The following is a 20,405-nucleotide window of genomic DNA, read 5'->3' as shown; positions in this document are numbered from 1 at the left end:
TGAATCCTCTTGGGTGTTGAGTGCACTATATCGCACCTACGCTTTTATGGTGCATTCATGGGCCTTGGACGAGATCGGGTAGGGTATATCGGTATGATGCGGGCGAATGGAGGCAGGGTGGACCATATCCGGCAGGCCAGGGACAGCATGGTGGCCCTGGCCCATCGGGGCTTTCGGGGGACGCAAAGTCTTGGCCGGGTGCTGCGCGATCTGGTCTATCCTCCCGGTTGCGCCACCTGCGGTCTGCCGGTTGCCAAGGCTGGCAGCCTGTGTTCCGATTGCTGGTGCTCGGTGCGGTTCATCGAGCGGCCTTATTGTGAAATTCTCGGTCTGCCTTTCGGTTTTGATCCAGGCCAGGGCATGGTCTGTGCCGAGGCGATTGCCAATCCTCCGGTTTTCGACCGGCTGCGGGCGGCGGTTGTGCATGATGGTGCGGCGCGTGATCTGGTCCATCGGCTGAAATATGGCGACAGGACCGATCTGGCACCGATGATGGCCCATTGGATGATCCGGGCCGGCGGCCAGGAACTGCTCCGCGCCGATGCGATCCTGCCGGTGCCGTTGCATCGCTGGCGGTTGTTTTCACGCCAATATAACCAGTCAGCGGAACTAGGTCGGGCGCTGGCCGGGCTGTCAGATAAGCCATTCCTGCCGGGGGTTCTGACGCGGGTGAAGCGGACGCAAAAGCAGGTTGGGCTGACGGAGAAGGCACGGGCGGACAATGTTCGTGGCGCTTTCAAAGTGGCGGAAAACCGCCGCGATCAGGTGTTTGGCCGCCATCTGGTGCTGGTCGATGATGTCTACACGACAGGGGCCACGGTCAGTGCTGCGACCCGCGCGCTGAAGCGGGCGGGGGCCGTGGAAGTCACGGTCTTGACCTTTGCAATGGCGCTTGTAACACCTATATGAGATGACAATACTGATAGACATTATTTCATCAACACTGAACCGGAGACGAGCATGGCGTCCGTGATCATCTATACGCGGAAATATTGTGAATATTGCGCCCGCGCCAAGGCGCTTCTGACCACCAAGGGCGTGGCTTTTACCGAGGTCGACGCGACGGGCAATGCGGCGCTGCGCCAGGAAATGGTCGATAAATCCGGTCGCAATACCTTTCCGCAGATCTTCATCGATAACACCCATGTCGGTGGTTGCGATGATCTGCATGCGCTGGAACGGGCCGGAAAGCTCGATCCGATGCTGGCGGCCTGAGGACATGTCATGACCATTACGGTTGCAGCCCTGCAAATGTGCTCAGGCACCGATCTTGAGAAGAATGCCGCTACCATGGCGCGTCTGGTGCGCGAGGCAGCAGCAGCAGGGGCGATCTATGTCCAGACCCCGGAAATGACCGGGGCCTTGCAGCGCAACCGTGAGGCTTTGCGGGCCATGCTGCGCGATGACGACAATGACTTGATTGCCGTGACGGCGGCTCAACTGGCTGGCGAACTGAAGATCCATGTCCATGTCGGTTCAACAGCGATTGCCCGTGCCGATGGGATGATTGCCAATCGCGGCCTGTTGTTCGGCCCGAATGGTCGGCGGATCTGCACCTATGACAAGATTCATATGTTTGACGTGGATCTGGACAATGGTGAAAGCTGGCGGGAAAGTGCCGCTTATGCGCCCGGCAAGAGCGCTTGCGTTGCTGATTTGCCCTTCGCCAGGCTCGGCTTTGCGATTTGCTATGATGTGCGGTTTCCCTCGCTGTTTCGCACCGAAGCCATGGCGGGCGCCGACATTCTGACGGTGCCAGCGGCTTTCACCCGGCAGACCGGCGAGGCGCATTGGCACATCCTGCTCAGAGCGCGGGCCATCGAGAATGGTGCGTTCGTCATTGCCGCCGCCCAGGGCGGTACCCACGAGGATGGACGCGAAACCTATGGGCATTCGCTGATCATCGATCCCTGGGGGAAAATCCTGGCGGAAGGCCCGGCGGCGGGCGAGGCCGTGGTGATGGCCGAGATCGATCTCGATGCCGTCAAGGCGGCGCGCATGAAGATCCCCAACCTCAAAAATGGCCGTGATTTCAATCTCGACATGGTTCCAACGCTGGCCAAGGGAGGGCAGACGGTTTGATCCGCTATTCCCTCATCTGCGATCAGGCCCATGAATTCGAGGGCTGGTTTGCGCAAAGCGATGATTTCGACCGCCAGAAAGCCAGCGGCTTTTTGACCTGCCCGGTCTGTTCTTCCGCCTCCATTTCCAAAAGCCTGATGGCGCCAATGGTGTCAACGGCGCGCGGCAAGGAAGAACGCCAGAAGGTGGCCTATGACGCTGCCCAGCGTGAAGCCTTCCTGAAGTTGAAGGAGGCGGTTGCGACCGTCAGGGCCAATAGCGAAGATGTCGGTGAGCGGTTTCCCGAAGAGGCCCGCAAGATCCATTACGGCGAGGCCGATGCCCGCGGGATTATCGGCAATGCCAGCCCCGACGAGGCGCGCGCCCTGATCGAGGAAGGCATCGAAATTGCCCCCTTGCCGGTTCTGCCTGACGATGTGAATTGAGCATGTCGTCCACCCATCACCTCGCGCTCTATAATTTCGGTCTGCATGTCGCGCCATCTGGAGATCCGGCCATTCAGGGCTTTGTTGACCGCGAGCCTCTTAATTTTGAGGCCGCTACGCGCTCCACGGGCTTTATCGACCGTTCCGGTTATGAGGGCGAACCGGGGCCCGAAAGCTGGGGCGTGAAGGTATTTCCGCGTTTTATGGAAGGCAGCGGCTTTACCTCCGGTCCATCGTCTCTTTCGCTCTGGCAAGACCCGGAGACGCTGATGGCCTTCTCCTATAGTGGCGTCCATGCTGACGCCTTGAAACACGCTCGCCACTGGAATGTGAAGCAGACCTGGCCTTCTTTGGTGCTGTGGTGGGTGCCAGTTGGCAGCAGGCCGCAATGGTCAGATGGCGTGGAAAGGCTCGAGCATCTCGCCGATCACGGACCGACGCCCTTCGGCTTCACGTTCAAGCAGGCTTTTGCTGAGGATGGTACATCCTATCATCTTGACCGAGCGCGGATAAAGCAGCTTGCCACCGGCAATTGCGCCCGCCAGCAGGATTTGCTGGAACGCCTTGCCTCAATGCCTGTATGAGATGGTTCACTCTGGGGTGGACGTCGGCCTGCGGGTCAGCATCATGTAATTGACATCGGTGTCGGTGGACAGGTTCCACTGGTTCTGGAACGGGTTGAAGAAGACACCGACAGTCTCGGATACATTCATGCCTGCGCCGAGGATTGGCTTTTCCAATTCTTCCGGGCGCACCAGTTTTTCATATTGATGGGTGCCGCGCGGCAGCCAGCGCAGAACGTATTCGCAGGCGCCGATGGCCAGCGCTGCAGCCTTCAGGGTGCGGTTGATGGTGGAAATCAGCATGATCCCGCCAGGGCGTACCATGGAGGCGCAGGTGGAGATGAAATACTCGACATCGGCGACATGCTCAACGACTTCCATATTCAGCACGATATCGAAGCTTTCGCCAGCAGCGGCCAGGGCCTCGGCGGTGACGGCGCGGTAATCCACGCTTACGCCGGTCTGGGCTGCATGGGTCTGGGCGATGCCGATATTCTTGGCGGAGGCATCAGCGCCCAGCACGTCGGCGCCCATGCGGGCAATGGGTTCCGACAGCAAGCCGCCGCCACAGCCGATGTCGAGAACCCGCAGGCCCGATAGCGGCTGATTGGAGCGTGGATCGCGCTGATAATTTTCGCAGGCTTTGTCGCGGATATAGGCAAGGCGCACCGGATTGATCTTATGCAGCGGCTTGAATTTGCCGGTGGGGTCCCACCATTCAGCAGCCATGGCGGAAAAGCGGTCGACCTCGGCCTGATCGATGGTGCTCTTGGCGGTCTCGCTCATCGGGTTCTCCTGACTGTGCTGCATTCCATAGCTTTGTTGATCCGGGCGGATATCTCAAGGCTCACTACCGCGTTTTGCGCTGCCGCGCCATCCTTAGGCGCAGTCGCTTCGCCGTCTCTTGCGTGAGGTCGGACGATCCGGGCTTAAAGTCAAGGGTGAGCGACACCTTGTCGCTTCAAAACACGGTCGCTTCAAAACACGCCGCCTCAAAAAAGCCGGAGGACATTGCTTGACATAAGCGGGTCAAGTGCGGGTGGGGCGCTGGGGGAACAAATTGCTCCTGATGGCGTTACCATGCCGCATGAACCCAATTCCAATTGGCGGGACAAGCCAAGGTCAGGGACGGCCAAGGAGATCAGATCGATGAAACCACTTTACCTGTCGGCCTTTGCAGGGCTGATGGCAGTTGCGTTGCCGGCGGCCGCTGAGGCGGCCCAAGCATTTGCAACGGCGAATGTTAACTTGCGGGCTGGGCCCAGCACACAATATCCCCCTGTTCTGGTCGTGCCAGCCGGTAATTCCGTGCGGATCTTTGGCTGCCTGTCTTCGGCCAATTGGTGCGATGTCGGTTACGCGGGCTATCGCGGCTGGATTTCCGGCAGCTATTTGCAGACCCAATATTCCAACCGTCGGGTCTATGTCGATCCGGATTATTATCAGCCGCTCGGCATTCCGACTGTGACCTTCCAGGTTGATAATTATTGGGATCGCTATTATCGCGGCCGCGATTTTTACCGCGAACGGGATCGCTGGCGCCGTGCGCCGCCACCGCCGCCGGTTTGGCGCCGCGATGGTCCACCGCCCCGCTTCATGGGTGGTGATGGTCCCCCGCCTCCAGGCGCACCGGACATGGATCGCCGTCGTGGACCGGACCCAAGGATGCAAGATCCGCGAATGGACGGCGACCGTGACCGGATGATGCGCGATGACCGACAGAGGCCTCGCCCGGATGATCGTCGGCCAGACGATAGACGCCCGGACGACAGACGTCCCGATAACAGAGGGCCGGATAACATGCGCCCCGGTGATATGCGTCCAGGCGATCAGCGTCGTGACCAGATGCAGCCGCCACAAGGCCAGCGTCCTGATCGGCCAGACCGCAACGCTCCGGATGGAAACCGTCCGCCGCCACCGCCGCCACCTGTGCCGGGTCAGGCTGCCCCGCCACCGCCACCACCACCGGGTGCGGCTTGCGCGCCCAACACACCGAATTGCCCGCCACGGTAATCAGGCAGGGAACCGAGCTACAGATATTGGAAAGGGCCGCTTTAAGCGGCCCTTTTTTCATGCGGTTAATTTAAAATCTTGTTGCGTACCCTATCCCGCGCAAAGGTCGAGCAGGGCGTGAGCAACGCTCTTTGCTTTATCAATCCAGCTTGCGGGTTTTCAGCCGATCCAGAAGCAGTTTGGCAAGGGCTTCATAGTCGCCATCGAAATGGTGACCGCCCTCAAGCTTGACGACATCGACCTTCTTCGGGTCGAGCTTGTGGCAACCATCATCTTCCTCGTCATCGGCGCCATAAAGGCATTGCACCAGGCCCGCTGGCATTTTGGCGACTTCCTTGGTGGGATCGCCGCCGGCGCCGCTGCTTTTTGCTCCCAGCCAGCCGGTCACGGAAATCTCGAAATCGGATGCCTGCGACATGGACAGGAGCGATACCTGGTTGATTTTCTGGCGAATATTGTCTGGCAGGAGATTATAGACCGGTGGGCTAATGTCCGCGCCGAAGGAGAAGCCGACCAGCATCACATGCTTGACCTTCCAACGTTTGGTAAAGGCGGTGATGATACGGGCGAGATCGTCCGCGGTTTCCTGCGGTTTGCGCTCCGACCAGAAATAGCGCAGCGAATCGACGCCGACGACGGGCAGGCCTTCACTCTGGAAATAGCTTGCCATTTCGCTGTCGATATCGCGCCAGCCACCATCACCGGAATAGATGATCGCCATCGTATCAAATGCCGGTTTATCGACATCCATCAGTGTCAGCGGCAAGCCAAGAGGCGATGCCTCCTTGGCGGTGGCTGCGATCATCACGTCGATGCCGTCCGACAGGGTCTGGGCGGCAGGCTTCTGGCTATCGGCCACGTCGATATCGGAATGATCCTTCAGCAGATCGGCCACATGGGCACGCCCCGCAGGATCGGCCGAGGGCGAAAACCGGACGCTGGCTGGATCGGGAAGCGCGCCGTCGGTCAGGCCATAGACGATGCCGCCGTTCTTTTCGGTCTTGACCGCCGGGGTGCAGAACTGTTCGGGCAGGGGAATGACGTCGCCGGGATCGACAGCCAGCGTTTCGCCGATGGTCGCGTTGGGTGTCTGGGCCAGGATCGCCAGGGCCAGCGTACCGCCTTCACCGATGCCCGCCACCAGCGGCGGCAGGTAATCCGCACCGCCGACATGCCGCTGAATCTGATGGGACAGGTCCTCGATGTCGGATACGGTATAGATGCAATCGTCCTCATCGGACGACTTTAAATCGGCCTGTAGGGATTGCAGATAGCGCGGCGTATCGATGCCGACGACAATCGAGCCGTTGCTGCGCAATCTTTCAGCCTCAGTCTTCATCTTGTCGCTCCAGCCGTCCTTGTCGGACAACAGGAAAACGATGGATTTCGGTTTGTCGTCCGGCATGGCGATAACCGGATCGGGTATCGTGCCTGTTTCGTATTGCGGGTCCTCGGCCAGGGCGGGCTGCACGAAAACAGCCGTGGACGACGCCCATGCCAGAACGCCGGCGGCCAGACAATTGCGGGCCAGACTGCCCTTGGTGAGACGATAAGTTGACGATTTCATTTCTTTACCACGCCTTTCAGACCGCCACCGATCAGGAGAGTTGCGTCCAGGAGCGCGATGACCGGACTGAGGCCGCCTGAAACGGCGAGATAGCGGGGTTGCCATTCGGGATGAAACTTTGTCTTGAAAGCCCGAAGCCCCTTGAAATTGTAGAAGCGCTCACCATGCTCATAGAATGTGTTGGCAATGCGATCCCAGACCGGGGCCACATCGCGTCTCGACAGGCCCGATAGGGGCGCCATGCCCAGGTTGAAATGTTCGTACCCTTCGCTGCGCAGATGGGTCAGCAGGCTGACGAACAGATAGTCCATCGATCCCTTCGGGGCCTCCGGCGAAAAGCGCATCAGGTCGATGGATGACTCGGCCTTGGTTTCCGTCACCAGGATATTGGCAAAAGCGACGATCCGACCTTCGAAACGCAGCACGATCACTGGCTGGCTCAGGATATAGTCATCGGTGAACGCGCCGAGGGAAAAGCCCTTTTCCTTGGCGCGGTGCTGGGCAAGCCAGCCATCCGACACGCCCCGGAGATCTTCGAGAATATCAGGCACGTTGGCCAGGGGAATGATGTCATAACTCAGTCCGTCGCGCTCGGCCTTGGCGGCACTTTGGCGAAGATTGGCCCATTTCCCGCCCTTCAGGTCGAAGCGGGAGAGATCGACGACCGCCAGTTCTCCCAGTTTGAAGGCCTGCATGCCGGCATCGGCAATCGCCGGCAGCAGCACGGGCGAGGCCTGGTAGAAGACGGCCCGGCAGCCAGCCAAACGAGCCGATTCGACGAATTGCCAAACCAGTTCGTCGCGGGACTTTTTCGGCCCGACCGGATCGAGAAAGGCGATCCACGAGCGGCCCTGCTTGCCATACATCAGGAATGCCAGGCCATCCGGTGAAAACATCACGGCCTTGTCGCCGGTGCGCACAAGATTGCTATCGGCCACATCCGATTTGCTGAGAATGGTGACGGCCTTTTCAATATCTTCCGGGCTCGACGGTGTCACGGCGGGCGCTGCGGGGCGCAACAGGCTGAAGACCGCCAGCGCCGATGAGAAGATGGTCAGGCCCAGCATGGCGCGCAGCGAGCGCGGCGCTTCTTGCGAAAACTCGAATTCCCACCAGAGCGAGCGGGTGTAATCGACATCGCGATAGACGAAGAACAGGATGAAGCAGGCAAAAATGCAGATCAGGGCGATGGCAGTCAGCCAGGACGAGGTCAGCACCTGGCGAAACAGCGAGGCGGGGCGAATGAACAGCCGCTTGCTGGCGAACAGGCCGATCAGCAGGATGGCCAGCGCCGAGGCTTCGAGCACCGCAAAGGCTTTCAGCAGCGAGAGGACCAGGGCGGTCGAGGCTCCAACCATGGCCGCCCACCACGCGCCGTCCAACCGCTGGGCAAGGCCGCGCGCCGCGATGACCAGAAATAGCCCGAGCAAGCTGGTGAAGAAATGCGCGCCTTCCACCACCGGTAGCGGCACGATGTTTTGCAGGAATTCGAGATTGCTTTCCGGCGTCGGCGTGACGCTGGAGAAAATCAGCATGACGCCGAGAATGAAGGTCAGTGCGCCGAGAAGTGCCGGTGATATTCGGGCTGCGGTGCGTCCGACCCCGGCCAGTGCCGGGGTTTTGGAATAATGACGCAGCTCGGTGATTGTCACCAGCACGATGGCCAGAATCAGCGGTAAAACATAATAGATCAGGCGGTAAACCACCAGTGAGGCGAGCACCGCGTCGATATTGGTGGTCGGGCCAAGGGCTGCGATGATGACGGTTTCAAACACGCCGATACCGGCAGGAACGTGGCTGAGCACGCCGATCCCGATGGCAATGGAATAGATCGCAAAAAAGGCCGGCCAGGAAATGGCGGCCTGTTCCGGCAAGAGCGCATAGACGACCGAGGCGGAAAAGGCCAGATCAGCCACGGTGACCAGGAATTGCCGCGACAGGGTCGGGGTATCGGCCATCCGCAGCGTCACGCCGGCAAAGGTCAGGCTGCGGCGCTGGCCGATGACGATCAGCACGGCAAAGCCAAGGACGATGGCAATCGCCAGGCCGCGCAGCCAGAGCGGGTTGATATTCAGCAGCGGCGCGATTTCCGACGACATCGGAATAAGCGACAGCGCGGTGACAGCGGCAAGCCCCAGGCTGAAGGACAGGGTGACGAAGGCGATGACACGACCGATTTCATCCGGGGCAAGGCCTGCCCGCGAATAGGCCCGGTAGCGGATCGCGCCACCCGACAGCATGCCGAAGCCTGCCGCATTACCGACGGCATAGGCACTGAAGGCGGTCAGCGCCACTTCCGCCATCGGGCGCTTGCGGCCGATGAATTCCATGGCGTTCCAGTCGTAGAGACACAGCGACAGGAAACTGAGCGCGGTAAACACCACTGCCAGCAGGATCTGGTCATAGCCGGTGGTGGCCATGGCCGAGACGACGTCGTCATAGCTGACTTCTTCCGTCAGCCGATAGATCGCCAGCGCTACGGCGGCAAAAATGACCAGCGTGAACACGGCGGCAATCGCCCTGCCATAATCGGCAAGGGCTGCCCGCCATCCGGACCTGGTCGGCGGCTCGGCGCTTTCCTGGCTCTCGGATTGTATTTCGGCTGCCATGCGATCGTCCCTTTCATTGACTGCTTTTGTCTGCCGCGACCGGTACGCGGCGGCATTTTATATGTAGCGCCTATGCCCATTTGGCATCCGCCGCATGAATTTCCCCTGAAACCCTGACAGGTTTAAGGAAATATGCGGTAAATCTTATACCAACTGCCATTAAAAATGGCAGTTGGTATTCCTTTTTCGAATATCTCAAGCCTTTGACGCATTTGAGATATTCGAAACTCGCTTAAGGCGAGGATGCGTTAGCATCTTCGAGCCTCGGTATTAACGGTATCGGACATGTTGCCGTTCTCTACTGAATTATCGCTGAATGGGGTATCCCAAATTCATGACAAAAACGTTTGCATAGAGAGCGGCACCGATGCCGCCTTAATGCGGTGAACTTGCCGTTGCACCTTGGCCCCGAATTGTCTAAAAGCCCGCCAGCCGCATTGTGAAATGCAGAGATTGGTTTCAGCCGGATATGTCCGGCACAGGTTTGAGGTCGAGACGGTCGGGCCATGGCGCGCATTGTGATGAAATTCGGCGGTACATCCGTCGCCAATCTTGAACGCATTCACAACGTGGCGCGGCATGTGAAACGTGAAGTGGATGCCGGCCACGAAGTTGCCGTGGTGGTTTCGGCCATGTCCGGCAAGACCAACGAATTGGTGGACTGGGTCCAGACCATGCCCAAGGTCGCCGGTGCTGCTTCGCCTTTCTATGATGCGCGTGAATATGACGCTATCGTGGCCTCCGGTGAACAGGTGACATCCGGTCTGCTTGCCATTGCGCTGCAATCGCTCGGTATCAATGCCCGCTCCTGGCAGGGCTGGCAGATTGCCATTAAGACCGACAATGCGCATGGCGCGGCCCGCATCCAGGACATCGACGGTTCCGATATCATCCGCCGCATGGGTGAGGGCCAGGTCGCCGTGGTGGCCGGTTTCCAGGGCATTGGCCCGGACAATCGCATTGCCACGCTGGGCCGCGGCGGGTCCGATACCTCGGCGGTGGCAATCGCGGCAGCCGTCAAGGCCGACCGTTGCGACATCTATACCGATGTCGATGGTGTCTATACCACCGATCCACGCATCGAGCCAAAAGCGCGCCGCCTGAAAAAGGTAGCGTTTGAGGAAATGCTGGAAATGGCTTCGCTTGGCGCCAAGGTATTGCAGGTGCGCTCCGTCGAACTGGCCATGGTACACAAGGTGCGCACCTTCGTGCGCTCGAGCTTTGAAGATCCCGATGCTCCGGGCATGGGTGACGTGCTGAATCCGCCCGGAACGTTGATTTGCGATGAGGAAGAGATCGTGGAACAGGAAGTTGTTACCGGCATTGCCTATGCCAAGGACGAAGCCCAGATATCCCTGCGCCGGTTGGCTGACCGTCCCGGTGTTTCGGCGGCGATTTTCGGACCGCTGTCCGAATCGCATATCAATGTCGATATGATCGTCCAGAATATTTCCGAGGACGGTTCCAAGACCGATATGACCTTTACCGTCCCATCCGGGGATGTGGATAAAGCCTTGAAAGTGCTCTCCGACAACCAGGAAAAAATCGGTTTCGACGTGGTGCAAAGCGAAAAGGGCCTGGTCAAGGTCTCGGTGATCGGCATTGGCATGCGCAGCCATGCAGGGGTTGCGGCGACCGCTTTCCGTGCACTTGCCGATAAAGGCATCAATATCAAGGCGATCACCACCTCCGAGATCAAGATTTCCATCCTGATCGACGGTCCTTACGCCGAATTGGCTGTTCGCACTTTGCATTCCTGCTACGGTCTCGATAAGGCTTGATCAACGGGTGGGAATTTGCCACCCTTGATCACTACCTCCGGGCGCATTTTGCGCCTGGATTGTCATTATCGGGAGCATGCACGCGATGAGAGACCTTTCCGCAGGTCCGCGCGTCCTCCTCAAGCGGCTTCGCGAATTGATGGCGGAGCCCCTTGAGCCTCAGGAGCGTCTTGACCGTATCACTCGCCAGATCGCGAGCAATATGGTTGCCGAAGTTTGCTCCGTTTATGTTTTGCGTTCCGATGGTGTGCTGGAGCTTTACGCCACCGAAGGTCTCAATCCCGACGCGGTGCATCTGGCCCAGCTGAAAATGGGGCAAGGTCTGGTCGGTACCATCGCGGCATCCGCCCAACCACTCAATCTTTCCGATGCGCAGGCGCATCCCGCTTTCCGCTATCTCCCTGAAACTGGTGAGGAAATTTATCATTCCTTCCTCGGTGTGCCGATTTTGCGGGCTGGCCGCAGTCTTGGCGTTCTTGTCGTCCAGAACAAGGCGCAACGGAATTATCGGGAAGACGAGCTTGAAGCGCTTGAAACCACGGCCATGGTGCTGGCCGAAATGATTGCCACTGGCGATTTGAAGAAAATTACCCGGCCGGGCCTTGAATTGGACCTGACGCGGGCCGTGACCATCGATGGCGACAGCTATAGCGAGGGCATCGGTCTTGGCCATGTCGTGCTGCACGAACCGCGCATCGTAGTCACCAATCTGTTGAACGAGGATACCGAGACCGAGCTGAAGCGGATGGCCGAATCGCTCGGCTCCCTGCGCATCTCCATCGATGACATGCTGTCGCGCCGCGAAGTGGCAATGGAAGGCGAGCATCGTGAGGTGCTGGAAACCTACCGGATGTTTGCCCATGACCAGGGCTGGGTGCGGCGCATGGAAGAGGCGATCCGCAACGGCCTGACGGCGGAAGCGGCGGTCGAAAAGGTCCAGAGCGATACAAAGGCGCGGATGATGCGCCTGACCGATCCCTATATGCGCGAGCGCATGCATGATTTTGACGATCTGGCCAACCGGTTGCTGCGGCAGCTGACCGGATTTTCCGGCAGTAGCGCCGAAGGATTTCCCTCGGATGCGGTGATTTTCGCCCGTGCCATGGGCGCTGCCGAATTGCTCGATTATCCGCGCCAGAACATTCGCGGTCTGGTACTCGAAGACGGCGCTGTCACCAGCCATGTGGTGATTGTTGCCCGCGCCATGGGCATTGCCGTGGTCGGGCAGGCAGCCGGTGCTGTGGCGCTGGCTGAAAACGGTGATGCCGTTATTATCGATGGCGATGACGGTAAGGTGCATGTGCGCCCGATGGTCGATCTGCAGACTGCCTATGAGGAAAAGGTCAAGCTGCGTGCTCGCCGCCAGGAACAGTTCAAGGCGCTGCGCGATGTTGAGCCGCTCAGCAAGGACGGACAGCGAATCAAATTGCAGATGAATGCCGGTTTGATGGTCGATCTGCCGCAATTGGCCGAATCGGGGGCCGAGGGCATTGGCCTGTTCCGCACCGAGTTGCAATTTATGATCGCTTCGACCATGCCCAAGGCCGATGAGCAGGAAGCGCTCTATCGCAATGTGCTGAAACAGGCGAAGGGTCGGCCCGTCACCTTCCGCACGCTGGATATCGGCGGCGATAAGGTGCTGCCCTATTTCCGCAGCCATGAGGAAGAAAACCCAGCTCTCGGCTGGCGCGCCATCCGGCTGTCGCTGGACCGGCCCGGCCTGTTGCGCACCCAGATGCGGGCGCTGTTGAAGGCCGCGACCGGGGGTGAGCTGAAGATGATGCTGCCGATGGTCACGGAAGTGTCGGAAATCCGCGCTGCCCGCGAATTGCTGCAGAAGGAAGTGCAGCATATTTCCAAATTCGGCCATGGCCTGCCAAAGCGGCTGCAATTCGGCGTGATGCTGGAGGTTCCTGCCCTGATGTGGCAACTTGACGAGTTGATGCAGGAAGTGGATTTCGTCTCGGTTGGCTCCAATGACCTGTTCCAGTTTTCCATGGCGGTCGACCGGGGCAATGCCCGGGTGTCCGACCGGTTCGACACTCTGGGCCGGCCTTTCCTGCGCATTCTGCGCGATATTGTCCGCGCCGCCGATCGGCACGATACGCCGGTGACGCTGTGCGGCGAGATGGCGGGAAAGCCGTTGTCATCCATGGCGCTGTTTGCTATCGGCTTCCGTTCGGTGTCGATGTCGCCGACGGCCATCGGTCCGATCAAGGCCATGCTGTTGCAATTGGATATCGGCAGGCTTTCCGCCGAGCTGAATGCGTTGCTGGACGACAACAGGCCAAGTGAGCCGATCCGGGCTTTCCTGACACGGTTTGCCGAACAGAACGGCGTTCCGGTCTGATTTCTGAAGAAAAACAAGAGGTAAAGGGTGGCGAAGCTTCCTGTCGATAAAATGCGCGAGCTTGAGCGCCGGTTTGGCGAAATCGAGGCGCGCATGTCCGCCGGGCCTGCCGCCGATGTCTATGTCAAGCTTGCCTCGGAATATTCCGAGTTGCAGCCGGTGGTCAAAGCCATCCGGGAATTGGGGTTGGCGGAAAAGGAAGTTGCTGATCTGAAGGCGCTGCTGGCCGACAAGTCCACGGACCGCGAGATGCGCGATCTGGCGGAAATGGAGCTGCCGGATGTCGAGGCGCGGCTGGAAGGACTGGAAAAGGAAATCCAGATCCAGCTTTTGCCCAAGGATGCCGCCGACGAAAAAAGCGCGATCCTGGAAATTCGCGCTGGAACGGGTGGGTCCGAAGCCGCGTTGTTTGCCGGTGACTTGTTTCGGATGTATGAGCGTTTCGCGGCGGGCAAGGGCTGGAAAGTTGAGGTCCTGTCTTCCAGCGAGGGCGATGCCGGGGGCTTTAAGGAAATTATCGCCACCGTGACCGGGCGAGGGGTCTTCTCCAAGCTGAAATTCGAATCCGGTGTTCACCGGGTGCAGCGCGTTCCCGATACGGAGACGCAAGGACGTATCCATACGTCGGCTGCTACCGTGGCGGTTTTGCCCGAGGCGGAAGAGATCGATATCGAGGTTCGGGCTGAAGACATTCGCATCGATACGATGCGCTCCTCCGGGGCAGGCGGCCAGCACGTCAACACCACGGACTCTGCGGTGCGCATCACCCATCTGCCGACCGGCCTGGTGGTGACCAGCTCAGAAAAATCCCAGCACCAGAACCGGGCAAAAGCCATGCAGGTGCTGCGTTCGCGTCTGTTCGACATGGAACGCCAGCGGGCTGACAGCGAACGATCGGCTGATCGCAAGAGCCAGGTTGGCTCCGGTGACCGGTCCGAGCGGATCCGCACCTATAATTTCCCGCAGGGCCGGGTGACCGATCACCGGATCAACCTGACCCTCTACAAGCTCGACCGGATGATGATGGGTGAAATCGATGAAGTGGTCGATGCCCTGATCGCCGATTATCAGGCTGGACAATTGGCGCAACTCGGCGAACAGGCATGACAGGCGCACCGGTGACGCTGAAGCAGGCGATCACTGCCGCTCGTCTTCGGTTTGCGCAAGCGGGTATCGCCGATGCGCCACGCGATGCGCGGACCTTGATCGCCGGTCTTCTTGGACTGACGTCGACCGATCTTATCGTGCAGGACAACCGGGTTTTGAGCGCCGAGGAGACGAGCCTGATCGAGACGGCAGTCGAGCGACGTCTGTTGTTTGAGCCTGTCCATCGGATTTTGGGACGGCGGGCCTTTTACGGTCTGGAACTGGCCCTGTCGCCAGCGACATTGGAACCGCGACCCGATACGGAAATCCTGATTGAGCGTGTTTTGCCGCATCTTCATGCCATGGTGGCGAAGAATGGCAGCGTGCGCCTGCTGGATATGGGGACGGGCACCGGGGCAATTGCCCTGGCGCTTTTGCAGGAATGTCCGGGTACTACAGCATTGGCGACCGATATTTCCGCCGAAGCGTTGGCCATGGCGCGGCAGAACGCCGCAGCCAACTCACTTTCCGACCGGTTCGAGACGCTGCAAAGCCATTGGTACGAGGCGTTATCGGGCCGTTTTGACATCATTCTGTCGAATCCGCCCTATATTGTCAGCGATGTGATTAAAGATCTGGCCCCTGACGTTCGGCTTTATGATCCTGCCGTAGCACTTGACGGTGGCGACGATGGGCTGGATGCTTACCGTGCAATTGCCGCTGGCGCCGCCGATTTTCTGAAACCGGGCGGTCTGGTTGGGGTGGAAATCGGTTACGATCAGGCGATGGCGGTGACGCAACTTTTCGCAAACAATAGCTTCGTTCTTGTGGAAAGCGCAAAGGATCACGGTGATAATGATCGGATTCTGTTGTTTGCTCAGACCGGACCGCAACTATAGTGGTATTCACCAAGGAACTTTCTGCAATGCAAAGAAAGGGCTTGGTTTTCGAAAGGAAGCGGGATAGGTTGCAGACACGCACCGGGCAGCGGGGAATGAACAAAGATTCGTTTGGCTCTGGGTCGACCGCAAACATGCCTCCTTAAGGAGACGGTAGCGGCGCGAATGATCCTGGTGCGTGGATCAAATAATTTACTGCTTGATTCCTTAAGCCGAAGTCGGATTAAGGGCAAAAATTATGCAGAATGTTAACGTGTTACAGTCGACCCTCACGCATTTTATAGAATGCAAGGAGCTGTGATAGTCACCAGCGGCCGTATGTTGCATTGGCGCAGTATGCCCCGCAGCGCGTGGAGCCCCGGTTCGATTGAGCGAACGGGCCGCGTCGCCCTCATATCAGCAAGACAGAAATCAGGTGAGTAATCGATGAGGCCAGGACAGCAAAACAAGCGCAGTCGGGGGCGTAGCAGTGGCGGCAGCAATAATAACAACGGCAACAATTTCAACCGCAAGGGCTCCAACCCGCTGACCCGCACCTATGACAGTTCGGGTCCTGACGTGAAGATCCGCGGCACGGCGCAGCATATCGCTGAAAAATACATGGCGCTGGCGCGCGATTCGCATAGTTCAGGCGACCGGGTCATGGCCGAGAACTATTTGCAGCATGCCGAACATTATAACCGCATCATTGCCGCCGCCCAGGCGCAGATGCAGGAGCGCGTCCATCGCGACGACCGCGATTATAATGACCGCGACGGTTCCGACATGGATGGCGACGAGGGCGATAACGGTCTGGACCGTGGCTACCAGCCGCAGCCTGAGATGCCGGTTCAGCAGCCCCGCATTCAGCAGGAACGGGTTCAGCCAGAGCGCGCCCAGCAGGAGCGCCCAGAGCGCACCGAACGGCAGGACCGTCCAGAACGGGCCGAGCGTGCGGAGCGCCCAGAACGGGCCGAGCGTCCTGATCGCCGCGATCGCACGCATCAGGATCGCCGGCCGCAGCCGATTGCCCAGCCGCAGCCTGAGCTGGACATTGCTGGAAGCGGACCGCAGCCGGTGATTGAGAAGACCCCGGTCGAAGCTGAATTTGCCGCTGAGGAAAGCGCACAGCAGGCCAGCGCGAAGTCGGATCGGCCCCAGACCCGCCGCCGCACGCCTGCTGCCCGTCCGCGCCGTCCGCGCCGCACAGCTGAAGAGATTGCGGCCGAAGCGAATGGTGAGGCGAGTGCCGAAGGCAAGCCACCGGCCAAGGGTCGCGACAAGGCCAATAATGGCGATGCTCCGGCTCTTGCCGATATCGTTTCGGAATAATATCCATCGGTGATTGAACCAGACAGACTCTGGCCAGACAGACTCTGGAATGACTGATGACCAAAATCAGCCCCTTTTCCTTTTCTGGAGCAGGGGCTTTTTTATTTTTTGATGATTTGTTTTCAGTTGTTTGCCTTTCATCAAGTGTGCCTGATTTTTTGTGCGAAGCCACTCTTTAAAGGGCAAAATCGCCTCCCCATATCAGCTTTGACGAATTGAACAGAATCCCTTTAAAGGATTGAATTCAATCACCGGGCCTGCCGAATGGGGGCCTGATCCTCAAAACCCATGCCGTGCCTTGACGGGCGGCCTGGAGACTGGAGAGCGAAAATGAACGTAGAAAAATATTCCGAACGGGTGCGCGGCTTTTTGCAGTCTGCCCAGACGCATGCGCTGTCGGAAGGCCACCAGCAATTTACCCCTGAACATGTGTTGAAAGTGCTTCTGGATGATGAGCAGGGCATGGCCTCCTCGCTGATCAGCCGCGCGGGCGGCGACCCAAAGGAAGTCAGGATCGCCAATGATGCAGCGCTTGCCAAGCTGCCGAAAGTGTCGGGCGGCAATGGTCAGGTCTATCTTGCCCAGCCCCTGGCCCGGGTGTTTTCCACCGCGGAAGACGCGGCCAAGAAGGCGGGCGACAGTTTCGTTACCGTCGAGCGGCTGCTGTTGGCCCTGGCGGTCGAAACCTCGGCATCCACATCCGCCAGCCTGAAAAAGGGCGGGGTTACGGCTGCGGCGTTGAACCAAGTGATCAATGATGTCCGCAAGGGGCGCACCGCCGACACCGCCAATGCCGAACAGGGCTTCGATGCCTTGAAGAAATATGCCCGTGACTTGACGGCAGAGGCGCGAGAAGGCCGGCTCGATCCGGTGATTGGCCGCGACGATGAAATTCGCCGCACGATGCAAGTCCTGTCACGCCGCACCAAGAACAATCCCGTCCTGATTGGTGAGCCCGGCGTCGGCAAGACGGCGATTGCCGAAGGCCTGGCTATTCGTATCGTCAATGGCGATGTGCCGGAGAGTCTGAAAGACAAGAAATTGATGGCGCTGGATATGGGCTCGCTGATTGCCGGCGCCAAATATCGCGGCGAATTCGAGGAACGCTTGAAGGCCGTGTTGAACGAAGTTCAGGCCGATAACGGCGAGATCATCCTGTTTATCGACGAAATGCACACGCTGGTCGGCGCGGGCAAGAGCGATGGCGCTATGGATGCGTCCAACTTGCTGAAACCCGCACTGGCGCGTGGCGAATTGCATTGCGTTGGGGCAACGACGCTGGACGAATATCGCAAGCATGTGGAAAAAGACCCGGCGCTTGCACGGCGTTTCCAGCCTGTGATGGTGGATGAGCCGACGGTGGAGGATACGATTTCCATCCTGCGCGGCCTCAAGGAAAAATATGAGCAGCATCACAAGGTTCGGATTGCCGATTCGGCCATCGTCGCAGCTGCGACCTTGTCGAATCGTTACATCACCGACCGCTTCCTGCCGGACAAAGCCATCGACTTGATGGACGAAGCTGCCTCGCGTCTTCGCATGCAGGTGGATTCCAAGCCGGAAGAGCTGGATGAATTGGACCGCCGTATCATTCAGTTGAAGATCGAGCGGGAAGCCCTGAAGAAGGAAACCGACATCGCGTCCGCCGACCGGTTGAAGCGGCTGGAAAGCGAATTGGCCTCGCTGGAAGAAGAAGCCGATGCGCTGACGGCCCGCTGGCAGTCGGAAAAACAGAAGCTGGGTCTTGCCGCCGATCTCAAGCGTCAGCTTGATGAGGCTCGCAACGACTTGGCCATCGCCCAGCGCAAGGGCGAATTCCAGCGTGCCGGCGAACTGGCCTATGGTGTTATTCCAGGCCTCGAAAAGCAGTTGACCGATGCCGAGGCAAAGGATGCCTCTGGCGCGGCCAGCATGGTGCAGGAAGTGGTAACACCCGACAATATCGCTCATATCGTCTCGCGTTGGACCGGCATCCCGGTGGACCGGATGTTGCAGGGCGAACGGGAAAAGCTGCTGAGAATGGAGGACGAACTGGCAAAATCGGTGGTCGGGCAGGGCGATGCGGTGCAGGCCGTATCGCGGGCCGTGCGCCGTTCGCGGGCCGGACTTCAGGACCCCAACCGGCCGATTGGCTCCTTCATCTTCCTCGGTCCGACTGGCGTCGGCAAAACAGAGTTGACCAAGTCCCTGGCTCGGTTCCTGTTCGATGATGAAACGGCCATGGTTCGCCTCGACATGTCGGAATATATGGAGAAACACTCCGTATCCCGGCTGATTGGCGCGCCTCCGGGCTATGTCGGCTATGAGGAAGGCGGCGCTCTGACGGAATCGGTGCGGCGCAAGCCCTATCAGGTCGTGCTGTTCGATGAGATCGAAAAGGCGCATCCCGATGTCTTCAACGTGCTCTTGCAGGTTCTGGATGACGGTCGCCTGACGGATGGCCAAGGCCGCACGGTGGATTTCAAGAACACGATCATCATCATGACGTCCAATCTCGGGGCCGAATATCTGACAGCCCTTGGTGAGAACGAGGATGTCGACAGTGTTCGCGACCAGGTGATGAGCGTTGTCCGGGCCTCTTTCCGTCCCGAATTCCTCAACCGTGTCGATGAGATCATCCTGTTCCATCGCCTGCGGCGCAGTGAAATGGGTGCGATTGTCGAGATCCAGATGCAGCGGCTCTTGGCTCTGTTGGCAGAACGCAAGATCACGGTCGATCTTGGCGGGGATGCCCGCGATTGGATGGCCAATAAGGGCTATGACCCGGTTTATGGTGCAAGGCCATTGAAACGGGTGATCCAGAAATACTTGCAGGACCCGCTCGCCGAGCAGATCCTGTCAGGCGAAGTGCTTGACGGTAGCGAGGTGAAAATCACCGCCGGTTCGGACCGGTTGCTGATCAAGCCGGTCAAGCCGATGGATCAGGTCGCAGCCTGATTACGATCAGGCAGCCCCTTTCTTCATAACGCTTTGATGGCGGCCTTCTGGCCGCCATTTCCATATCATCGTTATTGGGTTTTCAATTGTTGGCAGCAAGCTGCCGATTTTTCTCGGCACTGCTCAGCAGATCGTCAATGCGCTGCCGCTCCTGCTCGAATTTTGCCAACGTACCGCCGTTCAGCGACTTGCCGTCCGGCAGGCGCACCTTCATCGGATCGACCTTGGTGCCGTTGACGATGATTTCGTAATGCAGGTGCGGGCCGGTGGACTCACCGGTCGTCCCCACCCAGCCGATGACCTGACCCTGGCGGATCTTTGCCCCGGCAACGACACCTTTGGCGATGGCGCTTTGGTGGTTATAGGAGCTTTCATAGCCGTTCGGATGGCGAATGATTGTCTGGTTGCCATAGCCGCCGGAATCCCACCCTGCTTTTTCAACCGTTCCGCTGCCGGCAGCGATGATCGGCGAACCGGATGGGGCACCCCAATCGACGCCGGTATGCATGCGCGAATAACCAAGGATCGGATGTCTGCGCATGCCGAAGCCCGAGCGGAATACACCATTCGGAACCGGATTGCGAATCAGGAACTGGCGATTGGTCTTACCGTTTTCGTCAAAATAATCGACGGAATTGTCGGATGGGTCCTGAAAACGGTAGAGCGATGTTGTCGTGTCGCCAAAACGCGCCCGCAGGAAAAGCAGTTCTGAATCCGCCGCGGCCTTGCCGCTTTCATCCGCAGCCGAATAGAAAACTTCCAACCCGTCAGTCGGCCTCAGC

At 59.0% G+C, this 20,405-nt stretch carries 17 protein-coding genes (1 of these 17 cut by a window edge); 13 read left to right on the top strand and 4 right to left on the bottom strand.

The window, feature by feature from the left end; translation table 11 throughout:
• The first annotated feature begins 147 nt into the window (after positions 1–147).
• Genes AVI_RS15690 through AVI_RS15670 form a run of 5 tightly spaced genes read left to right on the top strand, consistent with a single transcriptional unit; the run spans position 148 to position 3,091 of the window.
• Complete coding sequence (locus tag AVI_RS15690) at positions 148–909, top strand: ComF family protein (protein WP_049777317.1); 762 nt, start codon at positions 148–150, stop codon at positions 907–909.
• Between the two features lie 51 nt (positions 910–960).
• Positions 961–1,215 carry a glutaredoxin 3 gene (gene grxC / locus AVI_RS15685; protein WP_015917278.1) on the top strand — a complete coding sequence of 85 codons (255 nt, stop codon included), beginning with the start codon at positions 961–963 and terminating at the stop codon, positions 1,213–1,215.
• A gap of 9 nt (positions 1,216–1,224) precedes the next feature.
• Complete coding sequence (locus AVI_RS15680) at positions 1,225–2,082, top strand: carbon-nitrogen hydrolase family protein (protein ID WP_015917277.1); 858 nt, start codon at positions 1,225–1,227, stop codon at positions 2,080–2,082.
• Complete coding sequence (locus AVI_RS15675) at positions 2,079–2,507, top strand: DUF1178 family protein (protein ID WP_015917276.1); 429 nt, start codon at positions 2,079–2,081, stop codon at positions 2,505–2,507. Before AVI_RS15680 ends, AVI_RS15675 begins: the two co-directional genes overlap by 4 nt.
• 2 nt (positions 2,508–2,509) lie before the next feature.
• Positions 2,510–3,091: a DUF3291 domain-containing protein gene (locus AVI_RS15670; protein WP_015917275.1), complete on the top strand. Its 582-nt coding sequence runs from the start codon at positions 2,510–2,512 to the stop codon at positions 3,089–3,091.
• 6 nt (positions 3,092–3,097) lie between these two features.
• Here AVI_RS15670 and ubiG read toward each other — a convergent pair whose 3' ends face one another.
• A complete protein-coding gene (gene ubiG / locus AVI_RS15665) occupies positions 3,098–3,856 on the bottom strand; it encodes a bifunctional 2-polyprenyl-6-hydroxyphenol methylase/3-demethylubiquinol 3-O-methyltransferase UbiG (protein WP_041697121.1) in 759 nt (252 codons plus the stop codon).
• 363 nt (positions 3,857–4,219) lie between these two features.
• Between ubiG and AVI_RS29200 the strand changes: the two genes are divergently transcribed.
• Complete coding sequence (locus tag AVI_RS29200; RefSeq protein ID WP_015917273.1) at positions 4,220–5,083, top strand: SH3 domain-containing protein; 864 nt, start codon at positions 4,220–4,222, stop codon at positions 5,081–5,083.
• Positions 5,084–5,222: 139 nt separating this feature from the next.
• On the opposite strand, the gene AVI_RS15655 is transcribed toward AVI_RS29200, so the two are convergent.
• Together AVI_RS15655 and mprF are read right to left on the bottom strand one after the other, a co-directional pair.
• A complete protein-coding gene (locus AVI_RS15655) occupies positions 5,223–6,650 on the bottom strand; it encodes a virulence factor family protein (RefSeq protein WP_015917272.1) in 1,428 nt (475 codons plus the stop codon).
• On the bottom strand, positions 6,647–9,259 hold the full coding sequence (mprF, locus tag AVI_RS15650) for a bifunctional lysylphosphatidylglycerol flippase/synthetase MprF (protein ID WP_015917271.1): 2,613 nt from the start codon (positions 9,257–9,259) through the stop codon (positions 6,647–6,649). Before mprF ends, AVI_RS15655 begins: the two co-directional genes overlap by 4 nt.
• Before the next feature lie 506 nt (positions 9,260–9,765).
• On the opposite strand from mprF, the gene AVI_RS15645 reads away from it, so the two are divergent.
• From AVI_RS15645 to clpB, 7 genes are all read left to right on the top strand, one after another.
• Positions 9,766–11,040 carry an aspartate kinase gene (locus AVI_RS15645; RefSeq protein ID WP_015917270.1) on the top strand — a complete coding sequence of 425 codons (1,275 nt, stop codon included), beginning with the start codon at positions 9,766–9,768 and terminating at the stop codon, positions 11,038–11,040.
• 85 nt (positions 11,041–11,125) lie between these two features.
• Entirely contained in the window at positions 11,126–13,390 is a 2,265-nt protein-coding gene (gene ptsP, locus AVI_RS15640) for a phosphoenolpyruvate--protein phosphotransferase (protein ID WP_015917269.1), read from the top strand.
• Positions 13,391–13,417: 27 nt separating this feature from the next.
• The gene (prfA, locus tag AVI_RS15635) at positions 13,418–14,497 is read left to right on the top strand and encodes a peptide chain release factor 1 (RefSeq protein ID WP_015917268.1); all 1,080 of its coding nucleotides are present in this window, start codon (positions 13,418–13,420) and stop codon (positions 14,495–14,497) included.
• Positions 14,494–15,375: a peptide chain release factor N(5)-glutamine methyltransferase gene (gene prmC / locus AVI_RS15630; protein ID WP_015917267.1), complete on the top strand. Its 882-nt coding sequence runs from the start codon at positions 14,494–14,496 to the stop codon at positions 15,373–15,375. Before prfA ends, prmC begins: the two co-directional genes overlap by 4 nt.
• A gap of 426 nt (positions 15,376–15,801) precedes the next feature.
• Entirely contained in the window at positions 15,802–16,686 is an 885-nt protein-coding gene (locus AVI_RS15625; protein ID WP_015917266.1) for a DUF4167 domain-containing protein, read from the top strand.
• A 56-nt stretch (positions 16,687–16,742) separates the two neighbouring features.
• Positions 16,743–16,865: a hypothetical protein gene (locus AVI_RS31720; protein WP_267972252.1), complete on the top strand. Its 123-nt coding sequence runs from the start codon at positions 16,743–16,745 to the stop codon at positions 16,863–16,865.
• Between the two features lie 151 nt (positions 16,866–17,016).
• Positions 17,017–19,623, top strand: a complete 2,607-nt coding sequence (gene clpB, locus AVI_RS15620) for an ATP-dependent chaperone ClpB (RefSeq protein WP_015917265.1) — start codon at positions 17,017–17,019, stop codon at positions 19,621–19,623.
• Positions 19,624–19,705: 82 nt separating this feature from the next.
• Here clpB and AVI_RS15615 read toward each other — a convergent pair whose 3' ends face one another.
• On the bottom strand, positions 19,706–20,405 hold the 3' portion of the coding sequence (locus AVI_RS15615) for a M23 family metallopeptidase (RefSeq protein WP_015917264.1). Its footprint extends 1,247 nt past the window's final position; 700 of the gene's 1,947 nt are visible here — the last part of the coding sequence; its start codon lies beyond the right edge, outside the window; it ends in the stop codon at positions 19,706–19,708.

Origin of the sequence: Allorhizobium ampelinum S4, assembly GCF_000016285.1 — a bacterium.
Classification (GTDB): domain Bacteria; phylum Pseudomonadota; class Alphaproteobacteria; order Rhizobiales; family Rhizobiaceae; genus Allorhizobium; species Allorhizobium ampelinum.
The sequence above is the reverse complement of the archived record's forward strand: the minus strand, read 5'-3'. Positions and strand labels throughout refer to the sequence as shown.

What these genes read in the sequence shown, in the direction of transcription:
- AVI_RS15645 (WP_015917270.1), top strand. Translation starts at nt 9,766, where the DNA reads ATGGCGCGCATTGTGATGAAATTCGGCGGTACATCCGTCGCCAATCTT.
- AVI_RS15690 (WP_049777317.1), top strand. Translation starts at nt 148, where the DNA reads ATGGTGGCCCTGGCCCATCGGGGCTTTCGGGGGACGCAAAGTCTTGGC.
- prmC (WP_015917267.1), top strand. Translation starts at nt 14,494, where the DNA reads ATGACAGGCGCACCGGTGACGCTGAAGCAGGCGATCACTGCCGCTCGT.
- AVI_RS29200 (WP_015917273.1), top strand. Translation starts at nt 4,220, where the DNA reads ATGAAACCACTTTACCTGTCGGCCTTTGCAGGGCTGATGGCAGTTGCG.
- mprF (WP_015917271.1), bottom strand. Translation starts at nt 9,259, where the DNA reads ATGGCAGCCGAAATACAATCCGAGAGCCAGGAAAGCGCCGAGCCGCCG.
- clpB (WP_015917265.1), top strand. Translation starts at nt 17,017, where the DNA reads ATGAACGTAGAAAAATATTCCGAACGGGTGCGCGGCTTTTTGCAGTCT.
- AVI_RS15625 (WP_015917266.1), top strand. Translation starts at nt 15,802, where the DNA reads ATGAGGCCAGGACAGCAAAACAAGCGCAGTCGGGGGCGTAGCAGTGGC.
- AVI_RS31720 (WP_267972252.1), top strand. Translation starts at nt 16,743, where the DNA reads ATGACCAAAATCAGCCCCTTTTCCTTTTCTGGAGCAGGGGCTTTTTTA.
- AVI_RS15680 (WP_015917277.1), top strand. Translation starts at nt 1,225, where the DNA reads ATGACCATTACGGTTGCAGCCCTGCAAATGTGCTCAGGCACCGATCTT.
- ptsP (WP_015917269.1), top strand. Translation starts at nt 11,126, where the DNA reads ATGAGAGACCTTTCCGCAGGTCCGCGCGTCCTCCTCAAGCGGCTTCGC.
- AVI_RS15655 (WP_015917272.1), bottom strand. Translation starts at nt 6,650, where the DNA reads ATGAAATCGTCAACTTATCGTCTCACCAAGGGCAGTCTGGCCCGCAAT.
- grxC (WP_015917278.1), top strand. Translation starts at nt 961, where the DNA reads ATGGCGTCCGTGATCATCTATACGCGGAAATATTGTGAATATTGCGCC.
- AVI_RS15670 (WP_015917275.1), top strand. Translation starts at nt 2,510, where the DNA reads ATGTCGTCCACCCATCACCTCGCGCTCTATAATTTCGGTCTGCATGTC.
- ubiG (WP_041697121.1), bottom strand. Translation starts at nt 3,856, where the DNA reads ATGAGCGAGACCGCCAAGAGCACCATCGATCAGGCCGAGGTCGACCGC.